The sequence below is a fragment of the Pseudomonas sp. 14A genome (assembly GCF_018132745.1).
Classification (GTDB): domain Bacteria; phylum Pseudomonadota; class Gammaproteobacteria; order Pseudomonadales; family Pseudomonadaceae; genus Aquipseudomonas; species Aquipseudomonas mercuritolerans.
In genome coordinates, this window is the sequence record NZ_JAGRQJ010000012.1 from 1 (window position 1) to 15,745 (window position 15,745).

Annotated in this window: 13 protein-coding genes; 6 read left to right on the forward strand and 7 right to left on the reverse strand. The window is 61.3% G+C overall.

From position 1 onward, the window contains the following. Positions 1–229 precede the first annotated feature (229 nt). From PS14A_RS12425 to PS14A_RS12445, 5 genes are all read left to right on the forward strand, one after another. Complete coding sequence (locus tag PS14A_RS12425) at positions 230–1,894, forward strand: AMP-binding protein (RefSeq protein ID WP_212616318.1); 1,665 nt, start codon at positions 230–232, stop codon at positions 1,892–1,894. An 18-nt stretch (positions 1,895–1,912) separates the two neighbouring features. After that, positions 1,913–2,674: an SDR family NAD(P)-dependent oxidoreductase gene (locus tag PS14A_RS12430; protein WP_041480381.1), complete on the forward strand. Its 762-nt coding sequence runs from the start codon at positions 1,913–1,915 to the stop codon at positions 2,672–2,674. Between the two features lie 12 nt (positions 2,675–2,686). Then, the gene (locus PS14A_RS12435) at positions 2,687–3,880 is read left to right on the forward strand and encodes an acetyl-CoA C-acyltransferase (RefSeq protein ID WP_212616319.1); all 1,194 of its coding nucleotides are present in this window, start codon (positions 2,687–2,689) and stop codon (positions 3,878–3,880) included. A gap of 142 nt (positions 3,881–4,022) precedes the next feature. Beyond that, positions 4,023–5,150 carry an acyl-CoA dehydrogenase gene (locus PS14A_RS12440; protein ID WP_122698287.1) on the forward strand — a complete coding sequence of 376 codons (1,128 nt, stop codon included), beginning with the start codon at positions 4,023–4,025 and terminating at the stop codon, positions 5,148–5,150. A gap of 15 nt (positions 5,151–5,165) precedes the next feature. Further along, a complete protein-coding gene (locus tag PS14A_RS12445) occupies positions 5,166–5,939 on the forward strand; it encodes an enoyl-CoA hydratase (protein ID WP_024012950.1) in 774 nt (257 codons plus the stop codon). Between the two features lie 91 nt (positions 5,940–6,030). Here the strand turns inward: PS14A_RS12445 and PS14A_RS12450 are convergent, their stop codons facing one another. From PS14A_RS12450 to PS14A_RS12470, 5 genes are all read right to left on the reverse strand, one after another. After that, a complete protein-coding gene (locus PS14A_RS12450; RefSeq protein WP_212616320.1) occupies positions 6,031–7,182 on the reverse strand; it encodes an acyl-CoA dehydrogenase family protein in 1,152 nt (383 codons plus the stop codon). 3 nt (positions 7,183–7,185) lie between these two features. Further along, positions 7,186–8,292: an enoyl-CoA hydratase/isomerase family protein gene (locus PS14A_RS12455; RefSeq protein WP_212616321.1), complete on the reverse strand. Its 1,107-nt coding sequence runs from the start codon at positions 8,290–8,292 to the stop codon at positions 7,186–7,188. A 237-nt stretch (positions 8,293–8,529) separates the two neighbouring features. Next, positions 8,530–9,216 carry an HPP family protein gene (locus PS14A_RS12460; protein WP_071172429.1) on the reverse strand — a complete coding sequence of 229 codons (687 nt, stop codon included), beginning with the start codon at positions 9,214–9,216 and terminating at the stop codon, positions 8,530–8,532. A 156-nt stretch (positions 9,217–9,372) separates the two neighbouring features. Further along, complete coding sequence (locus PS14A_RS12465) at positions 9,373–10,551, reverse strand: MFS transporter (protein WP_212616322.1); 1,179 nt, start codon at positions 10,549–10,551, stop codon at positions 9,373–9,375. Positions 10,552–10,794: 243 nt separating this feature from the next. Next, positions 10,795–12,174: a UDP-glucose/GDP-mannose dehydrogenase family protein gene (locus PS14A_RS12470; RefSeq protein WP_212616323.1), complete on the reverse strand. Its 1,380-nt coding sequence runs from the start codon at positions 12,172–12,174 to the stop codon at positions 10,795–10,797. Positions 12,175–12,416: 242 nt separating this feature from the next. Between PS14A_RS12470 and PS14A_RS12475 the strand changes: the two genes are divergently transcribed. Next, positions 12,417–13,355: a tyrosine-type recombinase/integrase gene (locus tag PS14A_RS12475; RefSeq protein WP_349251720.1), complete on the forward strand. Its 939-nt coding sequence runs from the start codon at positions 12,417–12,419 to the stop codon at positions 13,353–13,355. A gap of 6 nt (positions 13,356–13,361) precedes the next feature. Here PS14A_RS12475 and PS14A_RS12480 read toward each other — a convergent pair whose 3' ends face one another. Both PS14A_RS12480 and PS14A_RS12485 read right to left on the reverse strand, forming a co-directional pair. After that, positions 13,362–13,910: a PqiC family protein gene (locus tag PS14A_RS12480; RefSeq protein WP_212616324.1), complete on the reverse strand. Its 549-nt coding sequence runs from the start codon at positions 13,908–13,910 to the stop codon at positions 13,362–13,364. A 17-nt stretch (positions 13,911–13,927) separates the two neighbouring features. Next, positions 13,928–15,583, reverse strand: a complete 1,656-nt coding sequence (locus PS14A_RS12485) for an MlaD family protein (RefSeq protein WP_130910171.1) — start codon at positions 15,581–15,583, stop codon at positions 13,928–13,930. Between the last annotated feature and the right edge of the window lie 162 nt (positions 15,584–15,745).

The window sequence follows — 15,745 nt, forward strand, 5'->3', positions numbered from 1 at the left end:
CAACGAGGCTGCGATCTTTTGATTTTGATTTTCACAATCCAGATCAAGATCAAAAGATCGCAGCCTCGTTGCACTCGTCAGCTCCTACAGGGGATGCGGCCCCAACCCCTTGGCCAAACCAGTCAGCCACTTTGATAACTTTGACCATTGCCCCGAGCCCCGCGCGGCGCGACTATCCCTGTGTTGTTTACGGTTCCCAGCCTGTTAAAAACACCGAGGGATTCTGGCAATGCGCGATTACTTGTCTGCTACCGAACAGTTCGATTATCAGCACACCGTCGACGCGGCACTCAGCGGCACGCTTGCTGCCCTCAACGCCTGCGTCGAATGTTGCGACCGCCATGCCTTGCCCGGGCGCATTGCGTTGTTCTGGGAAGGACGCGACGGATCGAGTGCGACTTACACCTTCACTGATCTGCTAGACAAAGCCGCGCGTTTCGCCAATTACCTCCTCGCCCAAGGCGTGCAAAAGGGCGACAAGGTCGCCGGCCTGCTGCCGCGCAACGTCGAATTACTCATCACCGTGCTCGCCACTTGGCGCATCGGCGCGGTGTATCAGCCGCTGTTTACCGCGTTCGGCCCGAAAGCGCTCGAACATCGCTTGAACAGCTCTGGGGCTAAGGTCGTGGTGACCGATGCGGTCAATCGGCCGAAGCTCAGCGAAGTCAGCGCATGCCCGACCATCGTCACCGTTGCCGGCGGCAAAGGTCAGGGCATCGTTCGTGGTGATTTCAGTTTCTGGGCTGAGCTGGCCAACTATTCCAATGTCTGCGAGCCGGTATTGCTGACCGGCGAAGACCCGTTCCTGCTGATGTTCACCTCGGGCACCACGGGGCCGGCGAAAGCGCTGTCAGTGCCGCTCAAAGCCATCGTCGCCTTTCAGAGCTACACCCGTGATGCGGTGGACCTGCGCCCTGAAGATGCGTTCTGGAATGTTGCCGATCCGGGCTGGGCCTATGGCATCTATTTCGGCGTGACCGGGCCGTTGGCGCTGGGCCACCCGATTACCTTCTACGATGGCCCGTTCACCCTCGAAAGCACCTGCCGGGTGATCAACAAATACGGCATCACCAATCTCACCGGCTCGCCCACTGCCTATCGTTTGCTGATTGCCGGTGGCGAGGATTTCGCCAAATCGATCAAGGGCAAACTGCGCATCGTCAGCAGCGCCGGTGAGCCGCTGAACCCGGAAGTGATCCGCTGGTTCGCCGACAACCTCGACGTGGTCATCCACGACCATTACGGCCAGACCGAGCTGGGCATGGTGCTGTGCAACCACCACGGCCTCGAGCACCCGGTGCATGTCGGCGCCGCCGGTTTCGCTTCGCCGGGCCATCGCATCGTCGTGCTCGATGAGCAATACAACGAACTCGGCGTCGGTCAGCCGGGCATTCTCGCCATCGACCGCCCGCAGTCGCCGATGTGCTGGTTCGGCGGCTACGAAGGCGCGCCGACCAAGGCCTTCGTCGGCGACTACTACCTGAGCGGCGACACCGTGGAGTGGAACCCGGACGGCAGCATCAGCTTCGTCGGCCGCAGTGATGATGTGATCACCACTTCGGGCTACCGCGTCGGCCCGTTCGACGTGGAAAGCGCCCTGATCGAACACCCGGCCGTGGTCGAGGCGGCGGTCGTCGGCAAACCCGACCCGGAACGCACCGAACTGGTCAAAGCCTTCGTCGTGCTGAGCGCGCAGTACCGCGCCGCGCCGGAGTTGGCCGAAGAACTGCGCCAACACGTACGAAAGCGTCTGGCCGCGCATTCGTACCCGCGTGAAATCGAATTTGTCAGCGAATTGCCCAAGACCCCGAGTGGCAAATTGCAGCGCTTTATCTTGCGCAACCAGGAAATCGCCAAGGCTCAAGAGGCCGCGGCGCACAACGTTTCAGCTTGAATCCAAGGAAACACCGTCATGCAGATCGAGAACAAGGTTTTTATCGTCACCGGCGGCGCATCAGGCCTCGGTGCCGCCAGCGCTGAATTGCTGGTCAGTGCCGGCGCCAAAGTCATGCTGGTCGACATGAACGCCGAAGCCGTCGCCGCTCAGGCTCAGCGCCTGGGTGCGCAAAGCGTGGTTGCCGACATCAGCAATGAAGCCGCCGCCGAAGCCGCTGTGCAGGCGACCGTTGCCGCATTTGGCAGCCTCAACGGCCTGATCAACTGCGCCGGCATCGTGCGTGGCGAGAAGATCCTCGGCAAGAACGGCCCGCACGCGCTCAGCAGCTTTGCGCAAGTGATCAACGTCAACCTGATCGGCAGTTTCAACATGCTGCGCCTGGCTGCGGCGGCGATTGCCGAGAGCGAAGCCAATGCTGACGGTGAGCGCGGAGTAATCATCAACACCGCCTCGGTCGCAGCGTTCGACGGCCAGATCGGCCAGGCTGCGTACTCGGCGTCCAAAGGCGCAATCGCCAGCCTGACCCTGCCGGCCGCCCGCGAACTGGCGCGCTTCGGCATCCGCGTGATGACCATCGCCCCGGGCATCTTCGAAACGCCGATGATGGCCGGCATGACCCCGGAAGTGCGCGACTCGCTGGCCGCCGGCGTGCCATTCCCGCCGCGTCTGGGCAAGCCTGCCGAATACGCCGCGCTGGTGCGCCACATCATCGAAAACAGCATGCTCAACGGCGAGGTGATCCGTCTCGACGGCGCCTTGCGCATGGCCGCCAAGTAAGGAGGATTAGTCATGACTATGTCCAATGATCCGATTGTTATCGTCAGCGCTGTCCGCACACCGATGGGCGGTTTTCAGGGCGAGCTGAAAAGCCTCAGCGCACCGCAACTCGGCGCGGCGGCGATCAAGGCTGCGGTCGAACGCGCCGGTGTCGCCAGCGATGCGGTTGATGAAGTGCTGTTCGGCTGCGTACTGCCCGCCGGCCTCGGTCAGGCACCGGCTCGCCAGGCTGCGCTGGGCGCCGGGCTGGATAAATCGACGCGCTGCTCCACCGTCAACAAGATGTGCGGCTCGGGCATGCAGACCACCATCATGGCCCACGACATGCTGCTCGCCGGCAGTGCCGACGTGGTGATCGCCGGCGGTATGGAAAGCATGTCCAACTCGCCGTACCTGCTCGATCGCGCCCGCGCCGGCTATCGCATGGGCCATGGCCGCGTGCTCGATTCGATGTTCCTCGACGGCCTCGAAGACGCCTATGACAAGGGCCGCCTGATGGGCACCTTCGCCGAGGATTGCGCCGAGGCCAACGGCTTCAGCCGCGAAGCGCAGGATGCTTTCGCCATTGCCTCGACCACCCGCGCGCAACAGGCGATCAAGGACGGCAGCTTCAAGGACGAAATCGTCCCGCTGACGGTGACCGTCGGCAAAGAGCAGGTAGTGATCAGCAACGATGAGCAGCCGCCAAAAGCCAAACTCGACAAGGTTGCCTCGCTGAAACCGGCGTTCCGCGACGGTGGCACGGTCACCGCAGCCAACTCCAGCTCGATTTCCGACGGCGCGGCGGCGTTGGTGCTGATGCGCCAGTCCCACGCGCAGCAACTGGGCCTCAAGCCGCTGGCGGTGATTCATGGCCATGCTGCGTTCGCTGATACCCCAGGCCTGTTTCCCACCGCACCGATTGGCGCGATCAAGAAACTGGTGAAGAAGACCGGTTGGGCGCTGGATCAAGTGGATCTGTTTGAAGTGAACGAAGCGTTTGCCGTGGTCGGCATGGCCGCTATGACGCACCTGGAGATTCCCCACGACAAGCTCAACGTGCACGGCGGCGCCTGCGCGCTGGGCCATCCGATCGGCGCATCGGGCGCGCGGATTCTGGTGACGTTGCTCGCGGCGCTGCGGCAGAAACAGCTCAAGCGCGGCATTGCAGCGATCTGCATTGGCGGCGGCGAAGCCACGGCCATGGCGGTGGAATGCGTTTACTGAAGGCATCGCCGATCAACTGTGGGAGCGAGCCTGCTCGCGAAGACGTCGTTTCAGCCGGCACATGCGTGACTGATACACCGCTTTCGCGAGCAGGCTCGCTCCCACAGGGTTCTATGTCGTACTCAGATTTGAAGGAATCACGATGATCCCCAACGAAGACCAAACCCAGATCCGCGACATGGCCCGGCAGTTTGCCGAGGAGCGGCTCAAGCCGTTCGCCGCCGAGTGGGATCGCGAGCACCGTTTCCCCAAGGAAGCCATCGCCGAGATGGCCGAGCTGGGCTTCTTCGGCATGCTCGTGCCGGAGCAGTGGGGCGGCTGTGAAACTGGCTACCTCGCGTACGCCATGGCCCTGGAAGAAATCGCCGCCGGCGACGGTGCGTGCTCGACGATCATGAGCGTGCACAACTCGGTCGGCTGTGTGCCGATTCTCAAGTTCGGCAATGACGACCAGCGCGAGCGTTTCCTCAAACCATTGGCCAGCGGTGCCATGCTCGGCGCCTTCGCGCTGACCGAACCGCAGGCCGGTTCCGATGCCAGCAGCCTGAAAACCCGCGCGCGGCTGGAAGGCGATCACTACGTTTTGAACGGCTGCAAACAGTTCATCACCTCCGGGCAGAACGCCGGCATCGTGATCGTGTTTGCCGTGACTGACCCGAGCGCCGGCAAACGCGGGATCAGCGCGTTTATCGTGCCGACCGACTCGCCCGGCTACAAAGTCGCGCGGGTCGAAGACAAACTCGGCCAGCACGCCTCCGACACCTGCCAGATTCTCTTCGAAGATGTGAAAGTGCCGGTCGCCAACCGCCTTGGCGAGGAGGGCGAGGGCTACAAGATTGCCTTGGCCAACCTCGAAGGCGGCCGCGTCGGTATCGCCTCACAAGCCGTCGGCATGGCCCGCGCTGCGTTCGAGGCCGCGCGTGATTACGCCCGCGAGCGTGACACCTTCGGCAAGCCGATCATCGAGCATCAGGCCGTGGCGTTCCGCCTGGCGGACATGGCCACGCAAATTGCCGTCGCCCGGCAGATGGTGCATTACGCCGCAGCCTTGCGTGACAGCGGCCAACCGGCGCTGGTCGAGGCGTCGATGGCCAAGCTGTTCGCCTCGGAAATGGCCGAGAAGGTCTGTTCCATGGCCTTGCAAACCCTCGGCGGTTACGGTTACCTCAACGACTTCCCGCTGGAACGCATCTACCGCGACGTGCGCGTCTGCCAGATCTACGAAGGCACCAGCGACATTCAGCGCATGGTCATTTCGCGCAATCTCTGACAAGGAATTTTATTCATGACTTACGAAACGATTCTGCTGGAAACCCGCGACCGCGTCGGCCTGATCACCCTCAACCGGCCGCAGGCACTGAACGCGTTGAACGCGCAACTGGTCAGCGAAGTGAACCACGCCCTCGATACGCTGGAAGCCGATGCGCACATTGGCTGCATCGTCCTCACCGGTTCGAAAAAAGCTTTTGCCGCCGGCGCCGACATCAAGGAAATGGCTGAGCTGACCTATCCGCAGATCTACATGGACGACCTGTTCAGCGACAGCGATCGAGTGGCCAACCGACGCAAGCCGATCATCGCCGCGGTCAATGGTTTCGCCCTCGGCGGCGGCTGTGAACTGGCACTGATGTGCGACTTCATCCTGGCGGGCGACAACGCCAGATTCGGGCAGCCGGAAATCAACCTCGGCGTGCTGCCGGGCATGGGCGGCACCCAGCGCCTGACCCGCGCGGTGGGCAAGGCGAAGGCCATGGAAATGTGCCTGAGCGGGCGCATGATCGACGCCGTGGAAGCCGAGCGCTGCGGCATCGTCGCGCGGATCGTGCCGAGCGATGAGCTGCTTGATGAGGCGCTGAAAGTTGCAGCGGTGATCGCCGGCAAGTCATTGCCGATTGCGATGATGATCAAGGAGAGCGTCAACCGCGCGTTCGAGGTCAACCTGACCGAGGGCGTGCGCTTTGAGCGCCGGGTGTTCCATGCCGCGTTTGCGACGCAGGATCAGAAGGAAGGGATGGCGGCGTTTATTGCCAAGCGTGAGGCTGCATTCCAAGGCAAATAGATGCGGTGCCTAAGCTGACGCTTTCGCGAGCAGGCTCGCTCCCACTGGATCTGCACCGTCCAATGTGGGAGCGAGCCTGCTCGCGAAGCTTTTACAACTGATAGTTCTTCAAATCCCGCGCAATCACCATCCGCTGTATCTCGCTCGACCCTTCATAGATCTGGGTAATCCGCGCGTCGCGGTAGTACTTCTCGACCGGGTAATCCTCCAGATAGCCATAGCCGCCATGAATCTGAATCGCCGCAGAACACACCTTCTCGGCCATTTCCGAAGCGAACAGCTTGGCCTGTGACGCCTCGGACAAACACGGCTTGCCCGCCGTCCTCAGCCGCGCTGCATGCAGAATCAGCAACCGCGCGGCATTGATCTGCATGTGCATGTCAGCCAGCAGGTTGGCAATGCTCTGGTGCTCGATGATCGGTTTGTCGAATTGCACGCGATCTTTCGAATAGGCCAGCGCCGCTTCAAACGCCGCCCGGGCGATACCCAATGCCTGCGCGGCGATGCCGATGCGTCCGCCTTCAAGGTTGGAGAGGGCAATCGCCAGGCCCTTGCCACGCTCGCCGAGCAGATTGGCCTCGGGGATGCTGCAGTTGTTCAGCGTCACCGCGCAGGTGTCGGAGGCGCGGATGCCCATTTTGTGTTCGGTGCGATCGACGATGAAACCCGGTGTGTCGGTCGGCACCAGAAACGCTGACAGGCCTTTTTTGCCGAGATCCGGATCGGTTACCGCGAAGACGATCGCCAGCTTTGCCCGTTTGCCATTGCTGACAAATTGCTTGGCGCCGTTGATCACCCATTGGCCGTCGCGCAGTTCGGCGCGGGTGCGCAGGTTGTGTGCTTCGGAGCCGGCCTGGGGTTCGGTCAGGCAGAAGCAACCGATGGTCTGCCCACTGGCCAGATCGGCCAGCCAGGTCTGTTTCTGTTCGTCGCTGCCGTAGTTGAGCACCGGGCCGCAGCCTACCGAGTTGTGAATGCTCATGAACGCGCCGGTCGCGCCGTCACCGGCAGAGATTTCCTCGACGGCCAGGGCATAGGCGACGTAGTCGACGTAAGTGCCGCCCCATTCCTCGGGCACAACCATGCCGAGTAGGCCCAGCTCACCCATCTTCGCCACCAGCGCGTCGTCGATCCAGCCAGCCTTTTCCCAGGCCTGGGCGTGGGGCGCGATTTCGCCACGGGCAAAATCCCGGGCCATGTCGCGGATCATCACTTGTTCTTCAGTCAGTTCGAGATCGTGCATGACTCAGCTCCCGCTCTCATCAAAACCATGGAAGAAGCTCGTCACCTGCGCAGCGTCCAGCTCAGCGACGGTTGGCGGGTTCCAGCGCGGTGACTTGTCCTTGTCGATCAGCAGGGCGCGCACGCCTTCGATCAGGTCGCCACGGGCAAACCACTGGCGGTCCAGATGCAGCTCCAGAGCAAAGCAATTCTCCAGACTCAGGTGCCTGCCGCGACGGAGCATTTCCAGGGTTACGGCCATGGCCAGCGGCGAGCGGGTTTCCAGCAGATCCGCCGTGCTGACTGCCCATTCGTGGCTGTCGGCGACGGTGACGGCGCGCAATTGCTCGATCATGCTCGGCACGTCGGGCAAGGCAAAGAAGTGGTCAATGGCCGGGCGCAGTGCTTCGAGGGGCGCATCGGGCAGCGTTTGCACGGCGTGCTTGGCCAGCAGGTTCTGCAGCGACTTGAGCGGCGTGTCCTGCCACTCCATCTGATCGAGTTTCTCGTCGAGCAGGGCCAGTTTGCTGCTGTCCAGATACCAGTCGGCGAGGCCGCAGTACAGCGCATCGGCCGCGCGAATCTGCACGCCGCTGACGCCCAGATAAATCCCCAGTTCACCGGGAATACGCGGCAGGAAGTAGCTGCCGCCGACGTCGGGGAAGTAACCGATGGCCACTTCCGGCATCGCCAGACGGCTCTTCTCGGTGACCACGCGCAGATCGGCGCCTTGCACCAGGCCCATGCCGCCGCCGAGGACAAAACCGTCCATCAGGGCCAGCACCGGTTTGCGGTAGTGATGAATCGTCAGGTCGAGGGCGTATTCCTCGACGAAGAAATCTTCGTGCAGCGTGTCGCCGCTTTTGTAGCTGTCGTACAGCGAACGGATATCACCGCCGGCGCAGAAGGCCTTTTCACCGGCACCGCGCAATACCACGGCGTGAACATTGGCGTCAGACGCCCAGGCATCGAGCTGCTGTTGCAGCAGACGCACCATGTCCAGGGTGATTGCATTAAGGCCCGCAGGGCGGTTGAGGGTCAGGTGGCCGATATGGTTGCGCACCTCGGCCAGCACGTCGTTTTTCATGGCATCCATGGACGGGGTCCGCCGGGATGAAGCCTGAGCTGTCATCTGTAACTCCCTGCTTTTATTGTCTTTATTCGAATAGCCCGCGCGCGGGCGTTAGCGGATCGTAACAGTGCAAATTTGTCGTGTACAACGGGGATATGTGCAGGGGGAATCTGCGTTTTTCTCTTAGCGCCGCTGTCCGTGTAGGAGCTGCCGAAGGCTGCGATCTTTTGATCTTGATCTTGGAAGCAAGATCAAGAGATCGCAGCCTCGTTGCACTCGTCAGCTCCTACAAAGGGGTTATCTGAACGTTTCGGTAATGCTGCGGCGCTTGGCGTGCAGTTCGCTCGCGTGGATCAGGCGTTCGAGGTCTTCGGGGGTGACGTCGATGAAGGCTTCCATGTCGGCCAGCGCCAGTTTCAAGTCTTCGGCGGTGATCGCCTGACGGTCGACCGGGACCACTGGCGGTGCCGGGTCAGCAGCGCGTTTCGGGTAGCGAATGCGAGTCAGGTTGTTATAGGCCAGCGCGCTGATGAGCATGCACAGGGCGCCGAGCATCACCGGCTCCATGGCTTTCCAGTCCATGGCGATGGTTGCGGGGTCGGCCAGCACCAGTGTCAGCGCCAGGGCGCCGGCCGGCGGGTGCAGGCAACGCAGCCAGCACATCAGAATCACCGCCATGCCGGCGGCGAGGCAGGCGCTGCCCAGTGTTCGGCCGAGCACGTGGGCGACCAGCAAGGCGACGACCCCGGCACACAGGTAGCCACCGAGAATCGACCATGGCTGGGCGAGGGCGCCAGATGACACCGCGAACAGCAGCACCGCCGAAGCGCCGAGCGGGCCGACCAGGTGAAAGGCAACGTCATGGCCGAACACCTGCGCACACATCCACACGCTGAACAGCGTGCCCAGGCCCATGCCGATCGCGGCACGGCTCCATTCAGTGGGGCGGGTGTTGATGGCAGCGGGCAACCAGCGAGCAAGCATGTAGAACTGATCCTTTACAAAATCCGGGGCAAAAAAAAGGACTTGTCCGGCATATCCGGAAAGCCCTCGAAGCGTTCCAACATTGGGGGAGGAACGCGCGTAGTTTGCCGCGCAAATTCGATGCTGACAAATTCATATAAATGCAGTTTTAGTACACTATTTTTGCATTGAAGCAGTGCGGCGTGCGCTGACGAAGCACAGATAACCGCCCAGCGCTGCCAAGCCGCTCAAGGCATAGAACATGCTCGGCGCAGGTGTATGCATCAGCAAAAACCCGCATAGCACCGGGCTCGCGCCGCCGCCAAGTGCCGAGAGGTTCTGCGCGCCGTAGTAGCTGCCGCGCAGCCTCTCGGGGGCCAGGGTGTCGACAAAGAGGAAGTCGGCCGGGTAGATGATCATTTCGCCCAGGGTGAAGATGAACATCGCGACGCACCAGCCGAGCAAACTGTCTGCCACGCTGAAACCGATCAAACCGACGATGAACAGCGCGGTACCGCCGGCAATCCAGTGACGCAGGTGCTCACGGCTGAGCCAGCGACCCACTTGGTATTGCAGGAGGATCACCGTGATCGCATTGCAGGCGAGCAGGGCGGCCATGGTGTCGAGGGTCTGTTGCTGGGAGTGGGTGACCAGCAGGTATTGCGACAGGTACAGGGTGAAGCGCCCGTGTACCAACGTACTGAGCAGGCAGCCAAGGGTGAACAGCACCATGGTGCGGTCGTTTTTCAGGATCAGAAGCGTGTTGAGGAAACTTTGCGGCGCAGTTCCGGAAGTTATCGGAGTGGCATCCCTGGTCGCGCCGAGCAGCAGAAAAATACTGCCAATGGCGATCGCACCGGCAACGATGAAAGGTGCGGACGGCTGCACCCCGGCAATCACCACGCCAAGCATCGGGCCGACGGCGTAGCCGATATTGGTCAGCGTGTAATTGAGGGAAAACGCCTTGACCCGCTGGCCGACCGGCAGGTTTTCACTGAGGATCGCCTTGGAGCCGATGAGGAACAGCGCCGACGCGGTTTCGCTGATGATCAGCACCACGGTGACCACATAAAGATTCTGCGCGAAGGTCAGCAGGATCAGACCGATACCGCTGGAGAGCATGGCCAGGATCAGCAACTGGCGCTTGTCCAGCTTGTCGATGATGTAGCCGCCATACAGCGACAGCAATGTTGCACTGAATACGGCGATGCCGAGCAGCAAGCCGACATCCTGCGGATTGAGTCCAAGCTTGTTGCTGAGGAACAGTGTCAGCAACGGGCTGACCAGGGCGCGGCTGATGACCACGGTCAGCGAGCTGATCATCAACCGGCGAATGAACGGCGAATACATGGCCACGGAAGGGGAATGTCCTTATTCGGGAAGCCTGGGGCGAGCGCCATCCTCTCTGGGCAGCCGCCACCGGTCAAGCTGATATACCAGCGTCCCTGGGAACACATGATTTCCCTGTGGGAGCGAGCCTGCTCGCGAAGGCGGCGGATCAGTCACCTGCGATGTCGCTGACAAACCGTATTCGCGAGCAGGCTCGCTCCCACAGGGTCTGTGTAGCTCACAATTTGCAATGACTCCCACAGGGCCAGTTCAAGCCACATCCGACTCCGCCGGCCTCTGCCGCAAGGTGATCGGCAACTTGCACGATTCACCGCGCCCCATCGGGAAATACTGGAAGCCATTGCGCGCCAGGCGTCCGGCATCGTACAGGTTACGGCCGTCGAAGATGACCGGGCTATTGAGGCGCTGTTTGATCAGCTCGAAATCCGGCGCCTTGAACTGTTGCCATTCGGTGCAGATGATCAGCGCATCGGCGCCGGCCAGTACCGATTCCGGCGTGCCCATCAGCATCAGTTTTGATTCGTTTGGATAGAGATTCTGGGTTTCCACCATGGCTTCCGGATCAAACGCGCGCACGCTGGCCCCGGCAGCCCATAAATCTTCGAGCAGAACCCGGCTCGGCGCGTCACGCATGTCGTCGGTGTTGGGCTTGAACGCCAGGCCCCACAGGGCAAAGGTCCTGCCGCGCAAATCGCCCCGGTAGAACGCGTTGATGCGCTCAAACAATTTGTGCTTCTGGCGCTGGTTGATCGCCTCGACCGCTTGCAGCAGATCACTGGAGCAATGCGCCTGTTCGGCACTGTGAATCAACGCGCGCATGTCTTTGGGAAAACACGAACCGCCGTAGCCGCAACCCGGATAGATAAAGTGATAACCGATCCGCGTATCGGCACCGATGCCCTGGCGCACTGATTCGATATCTGCGCCGAGGTGCTCGGCGAGTTCGGCGATCTGGTTGATGAAGCTGATCTTGGTCGCCAGCATGCAGTTGGCGGCGTATTTGGTCAGCTCGGCACTGCGCAGGTCCATGAACAGGATGCGGTCATGGTTGCGGTTGAACGGCGCGTACAGATCGCGCATCACATCGCGCACTTCAGCGCCTTCGCAACCGATGACGATACGATCCGGCCGCCGGCAATCAGCAACCGCTGAACCTTCCTTGAGAAATTCCGGGTTGGAGACAATATCGAACTGCAGCAGGCGGCCAATCTTGATCAGGGCTTTTTCGATGTGGCAGCGCAAAGCGTCGCCCGTGCCCACCGGCACTGTGGACTTTTCCACCACGATCAACGGCTGCTGGCGATGCCGGGCAATCGCGTCGCCGACCGACAACACGTAGCGCAGGTCCGCCGAGCCGTCTTCGCGTGGCGGCGTGCCCACAGCGATAAACGCGACCCGCCCATGCAACACCGCGAGTCGCTCATCAGTGGTGAATTGCAGGCGTTTCGAATCCAGGCCCTCACGCACCAGGCTCGCCAGCCCCGGCTCGAAAATACTGACGTGGCCCTGGCGCAACTGCTCGATCTTCTGCGCGTCTACATCCATGCACACAACGTCGTGACCGACCTCGGCCAGCACCGCCGCTTGCACCAGACCGACGTAACCACTGCCAAACACCGTGATCTTCATGCCGCACTCCTGTTCGCAGTCCCTGCATTGAACATAAGAGCGCGATGTTTCAGTTCGCCTACCGTGCTGAAGAGGCAGCAAACAGACCGTTCGGGGAATGCCCGATTGACTTTTACCGCCTCGAACGGCAGGTTGTCGGCCTTTCGCGGCAACCCCTTTCATTGAGTCATGCCGTTTTTTGCGTTTCATTTCATGCATTTATTGTTTTTGTTGAATCGTTTTTTATTTCAAGGCCGTTTCGTTTGAGTGATTTGTCGAGTACCCAACCCGCACCGCACAACACCAATCCGCTGAGCGTTTACCTGGCAAGACTGGCGCCTTCCAGCCAGTTGACCATGCGCTATGTGCTGCAAGATGCCGCTGACCGCCTCGGCTTCGAGGACGTCGATATCGAAGAAATCCCCTGGCACGGCCTGCAACCGGAAGACGTGGTGGCGCTGGTCGCCGCTTTGCGTGCCGACGGTTATGCACCGAACACCTCGTCGCTTTACGTGAACGCCGTGCGCGGGGTGATGAACGAAGCGTGGCGCATGAGCCTGATCAGCCAGGATCACCTGTTGAAGATGCGTTCGGTCAAGGGCATAGCCGGCACACGGCTGTCCCAGGGGCGCAACCTCAAGCGCACGCTGATTCACGAACTGATGGAAGTCTGCGCTGCCGACCCGCGCCCGCAGGGCCTGCGTGATGCGGCGGTGATAGCGCTGCTGTACGGCACCGGCATGCGGAAGTCGGAATCGGTGGATCTGGATCTGAGTCAGGTCGACTTCAAAGAGCGCAGCCTGACGGTGACCGGTAAGGGCAACAAACAGCTGATCAAGTACGCGCCGGCCTGGGCCTTTGCCAAGCTTGATGCCTGGCTGGAACTGCGTCGTTCACAGCTCAAGGAAGGCGAGAGCGACGATGCTTTTCTGTTCAACCGCATTCGCCGGGGCAGCCACATCACCCGCGAGCGCATTACCAAACACGCGATTTACTACATCGCCCGCCAGCGCGGTACGCAGGTCGGGGTGAAAATCATGCCGCATGACTTCCGTCGTTCGTTCATCACCCGGGTGATCGAGGAACACGACCTGTCGATCGCCCAGAAACTGGCGCATCACAGCAATATCCAGACGACCGCCAACTATGATGTGCGCGATGACAACGAGCGGCGGCGGGCAGTCGATCGCTTCGATTTGTAGGCTGAGTCAGTTTTGCACCGGGCAGCGCGAGCCGCTCGCAGCCTGAGTGATTTGCGCAGCAAGGCGTTTGACGTTGCTCTGCTGCGCCGTCACCAGTTCCTCGATGCTCGGCCCTGAAGGCGTCTGCAACACCGAGCGGCAGGTGAGCAGCGCCGCGTCCGTTGCATCCAGCGGGCGCACTCGCCATTTCACATCGATCAAGGCGTACTGGCCGGGAATCGAATCGAAGCGCTGCACATCGACGCGCACCGATGCTCGATGCTGGCCGACGCCGCCGCTCAATTGATCGGCCAGCGCACCGCGCAACTCATCGGCAAGCGTGGCGCTCCACCAGTCGGTATCGAGGATGGCCACGCCGCTGTTGCCCTGGCGAATCACAATCTGCGCGCGATCGACCTGCGGCGGCACGCTGATGCTTTCGATGGCGATGTCGGCGCCGTTGCGACTGGCGCCCGGTTGCGCCGGGACCAGCGTGTGAAAGCTGATCGGGTCGCTACGGCACGCAGTCAGCAGCACGAACGCAGCGAGCACGGTGATCTTCAACGGTAAAGCCATGGATTCAGCTCCTGTGCTCAATTGCGTGGCGGTCCTTTGAGGTCCAGCGGCGCGGCGTTGTCGGGACGCCCGCGAATCAGCGACTCAGGGTGGCGACCGAGGTAATCCGACAATTCACGCAACGAGCGCGACATGCGCCCGAGCTCGTCGAGGGTCTCGGTGAGTTGCTCGCGTTGCGGAGAGTCCTCGGCCAACGTCGAATTGGCGGACTGCAACGTCTTGCTGACATCGGCGAGGGTGCTCTGCACGCCCGGCAGGGTCTTGGCATTGAACTGCTTCAGGCCCTTGCGCAGCTCGACCAGGTTGCCGTCGAGGTTGCTGGCGATGCGTTCCACCGGCAATGCGTTGATCTTGTTGACCATCGCCTCGAGTTTTTCCTGCAACTGTTCGAGGCTGCCGGGAACGGTCGGAATGGTGACCGGCCGTGCCTTGGGGTCGAACGCGACTTTCGGCGCTTTGGGATAGAAATCCAGCGAGATATACAACTGACCGGTGAGCAGGTTGCCATTGCGGGCCTGGGCGCGCAGGCCATTTTCGATGAACGTGCCGATCAGGCGCGCGCCGGTGGCCTCGTCGTTTTCGTCGCCATGGTAGGTCTTGAGAATCTTCGCGTGGGCACGGCCGAGTCGCTGCGGATAAATGACAATGCCGACATTCACCGGAAAGGTGCGCTTGACCTCGTCGAAGTCGAGATTGACCGCCACCACCCGGCCGATTTCGATGCCGAGAAACTCCACGGGCGCATCGACCTTGAGCCCGCGCAAGGCCTGATCAAAGCGCAGCGACAGGTATTGCGCCTTGCCGTCGGGCGGGGCGAGGGCGGCGGTCTGATTGGCGAACAGCTCGAAACTCTTGTCGTCGCTGGCCGGCTTATCGTCGGGGCTGTAGTCCGGGGCGCGGAATGCGATGCCGCCGACCAGCAGGGTCGACAGCGATTCGGTTTTCACTGCAAAGCCGTTGGCGCCGACATTGATGTCGATACCGCTGGCGTTCCAGAAGCGGGTATTTTCGGTGACGTAGACATCGTTGGGCGAATGCACGAACACTTCGATATTGACGCCTTTACCGTCCGGGTCCAGCGCGTAGGACACAACCTGGCCGACGGGAATCTTGCGGTAATAAACGGGCGAGCCGATGTCCAGCGAGCCAAGGTCGGCGGTATGCAGGGTGAAGCGCTTGCCCGGCTCGCCGTAAGTAATCGGCGGCGGATTCTCGAGACCCTTGAAGTTTTTCGAGCGGGTATTGGCCTGGCCAATGTCGGCGCCGATGTAATCGCCCGACAGCAGCGTATCGATGCCCGAGACACCGCCGGCGCCGATACGGGGACGCACGACCCAGAATTGCGAGTCCTCGCGGGTAAAGGCTTCGGCTTGCTTGGCCAGTTTGATCGTGGCGTTGACATGTCTATGGTCGTTGGCCAGTTCGACGTCGGAGACATGGCCAATGACCACGTTGCGGTATCTGACTTCGGTCTTGTTTGCGGTCAGGCCATCGCCGGTCTTGAAGGTAACGGTGATGACCGGGCCTTCCTGAAGGATGTTGTGAATCACCAGCGAAATGCCCACCAGCACCGCCACAATCGGCACGATCCATACCAGTGAAATAGCGAAACGGCGGGTTTTGATCGGCGCCTGACCGGGTGCTCGCGGCTCATCGCTGGCTGACGACTTCATCCATGTCCTCCTCAATTAATCGGGCACTGAGCGTCAGGAACGCAAAAGCACTTCATCAATATAGAAGTGCTTGGCGATAGAGCAAATGTGTATAGCTGGCGTTGATCGTTCCCATGCGCAGCAAAGGAATGCCGCCGGGGACACTCTGCGTCCCAGAACAGA

What these genes read in the sequence shown, in the direction of transcription:
- PS14A_RS12425 (WP_212616318.1), top strand. Translation starts at nt 230, where the DNA reads ATGCGCGATTACTTGTCTGCTACCGAACAGTTCGATTATCAGCACACC.
- PS14A_RS12430 (WP_041480381.1), top strand. Translation starts at nt 1,913, where the DNA reads ATGCAGATCGAGAACAAGGTTTTTATCGTCACCGGCGGCGCATCAGGC.
- PS14A_RS12435 (WP_212616319.1), top strand. Translation starts at nt 2,687, where the DNA reads ATGACTATGTCCAATGATCCGATTGTTATCGTCAGCGCTGTCCGCACA.
- PS14A_RS12440 (WP_122698287.1), top strand. Translation starts at nt 4,023, where the DNA reads ATGATCCCCAACGAAGACCAAACCCAGATCCGCGACATGGCCCGGCAG.
- PS14A_RS12445 (WP_024012950.1), top strand. Translation starts at nt 5,166, where the DNA reads ATGACTTACGAAACGATTCTGCTGGAAACCCGCGACCGCGTCGGCCTG.
- PS14A_RS12450 (WP_212616320.1), bottom strand. Translation starts at nt 7,182, where the DNA reads ATGCACGATCTCGAACTGACTGAAGAACAAGTGATGATCCGCGACATG.
- PS14A_RS12455 (WP_212616321.1), bottom strand. Translation starts at nt 8,292, where the DNA reads ATGACAGCTCAGGCTTCATCCCGGCGGACCCCGTCCATGGATGCCATG.
- PS14A_RS12460 (WP_071172429.1), bottom strand. Translation starts at nt 9,216, where the DNA reads ATGCTTGCTCGCTGGTTGCCCGCTGCCATCAACACCCGCCCCACTGAA.
- PS14A_RS12470 (WP_212616323.1), bottom strand. Translation starts at nt 12,174, where the DNA reads ATGAAGATCACGGTGTTTGGCAGTGGTTACGTCGGTCTGGTGCAAGCG.
- PS14A_RS12480 (WP_212616324.1), bottom strand. Translation starts at nt 13,910, where the DNA reads ATGGCTTTACCGTTGAAGATCACCGTGCTCGCTGCGTTCGTGCTGCTG.
- PS14A_RS12485 (WP_130910171.1), bottom strand. Translation starts at nt 15,583, where the DNA reads ATGAAGTCGTCAGCCAGCGATGAGCCGCGAGCACCCGGTCAGGCGCCG.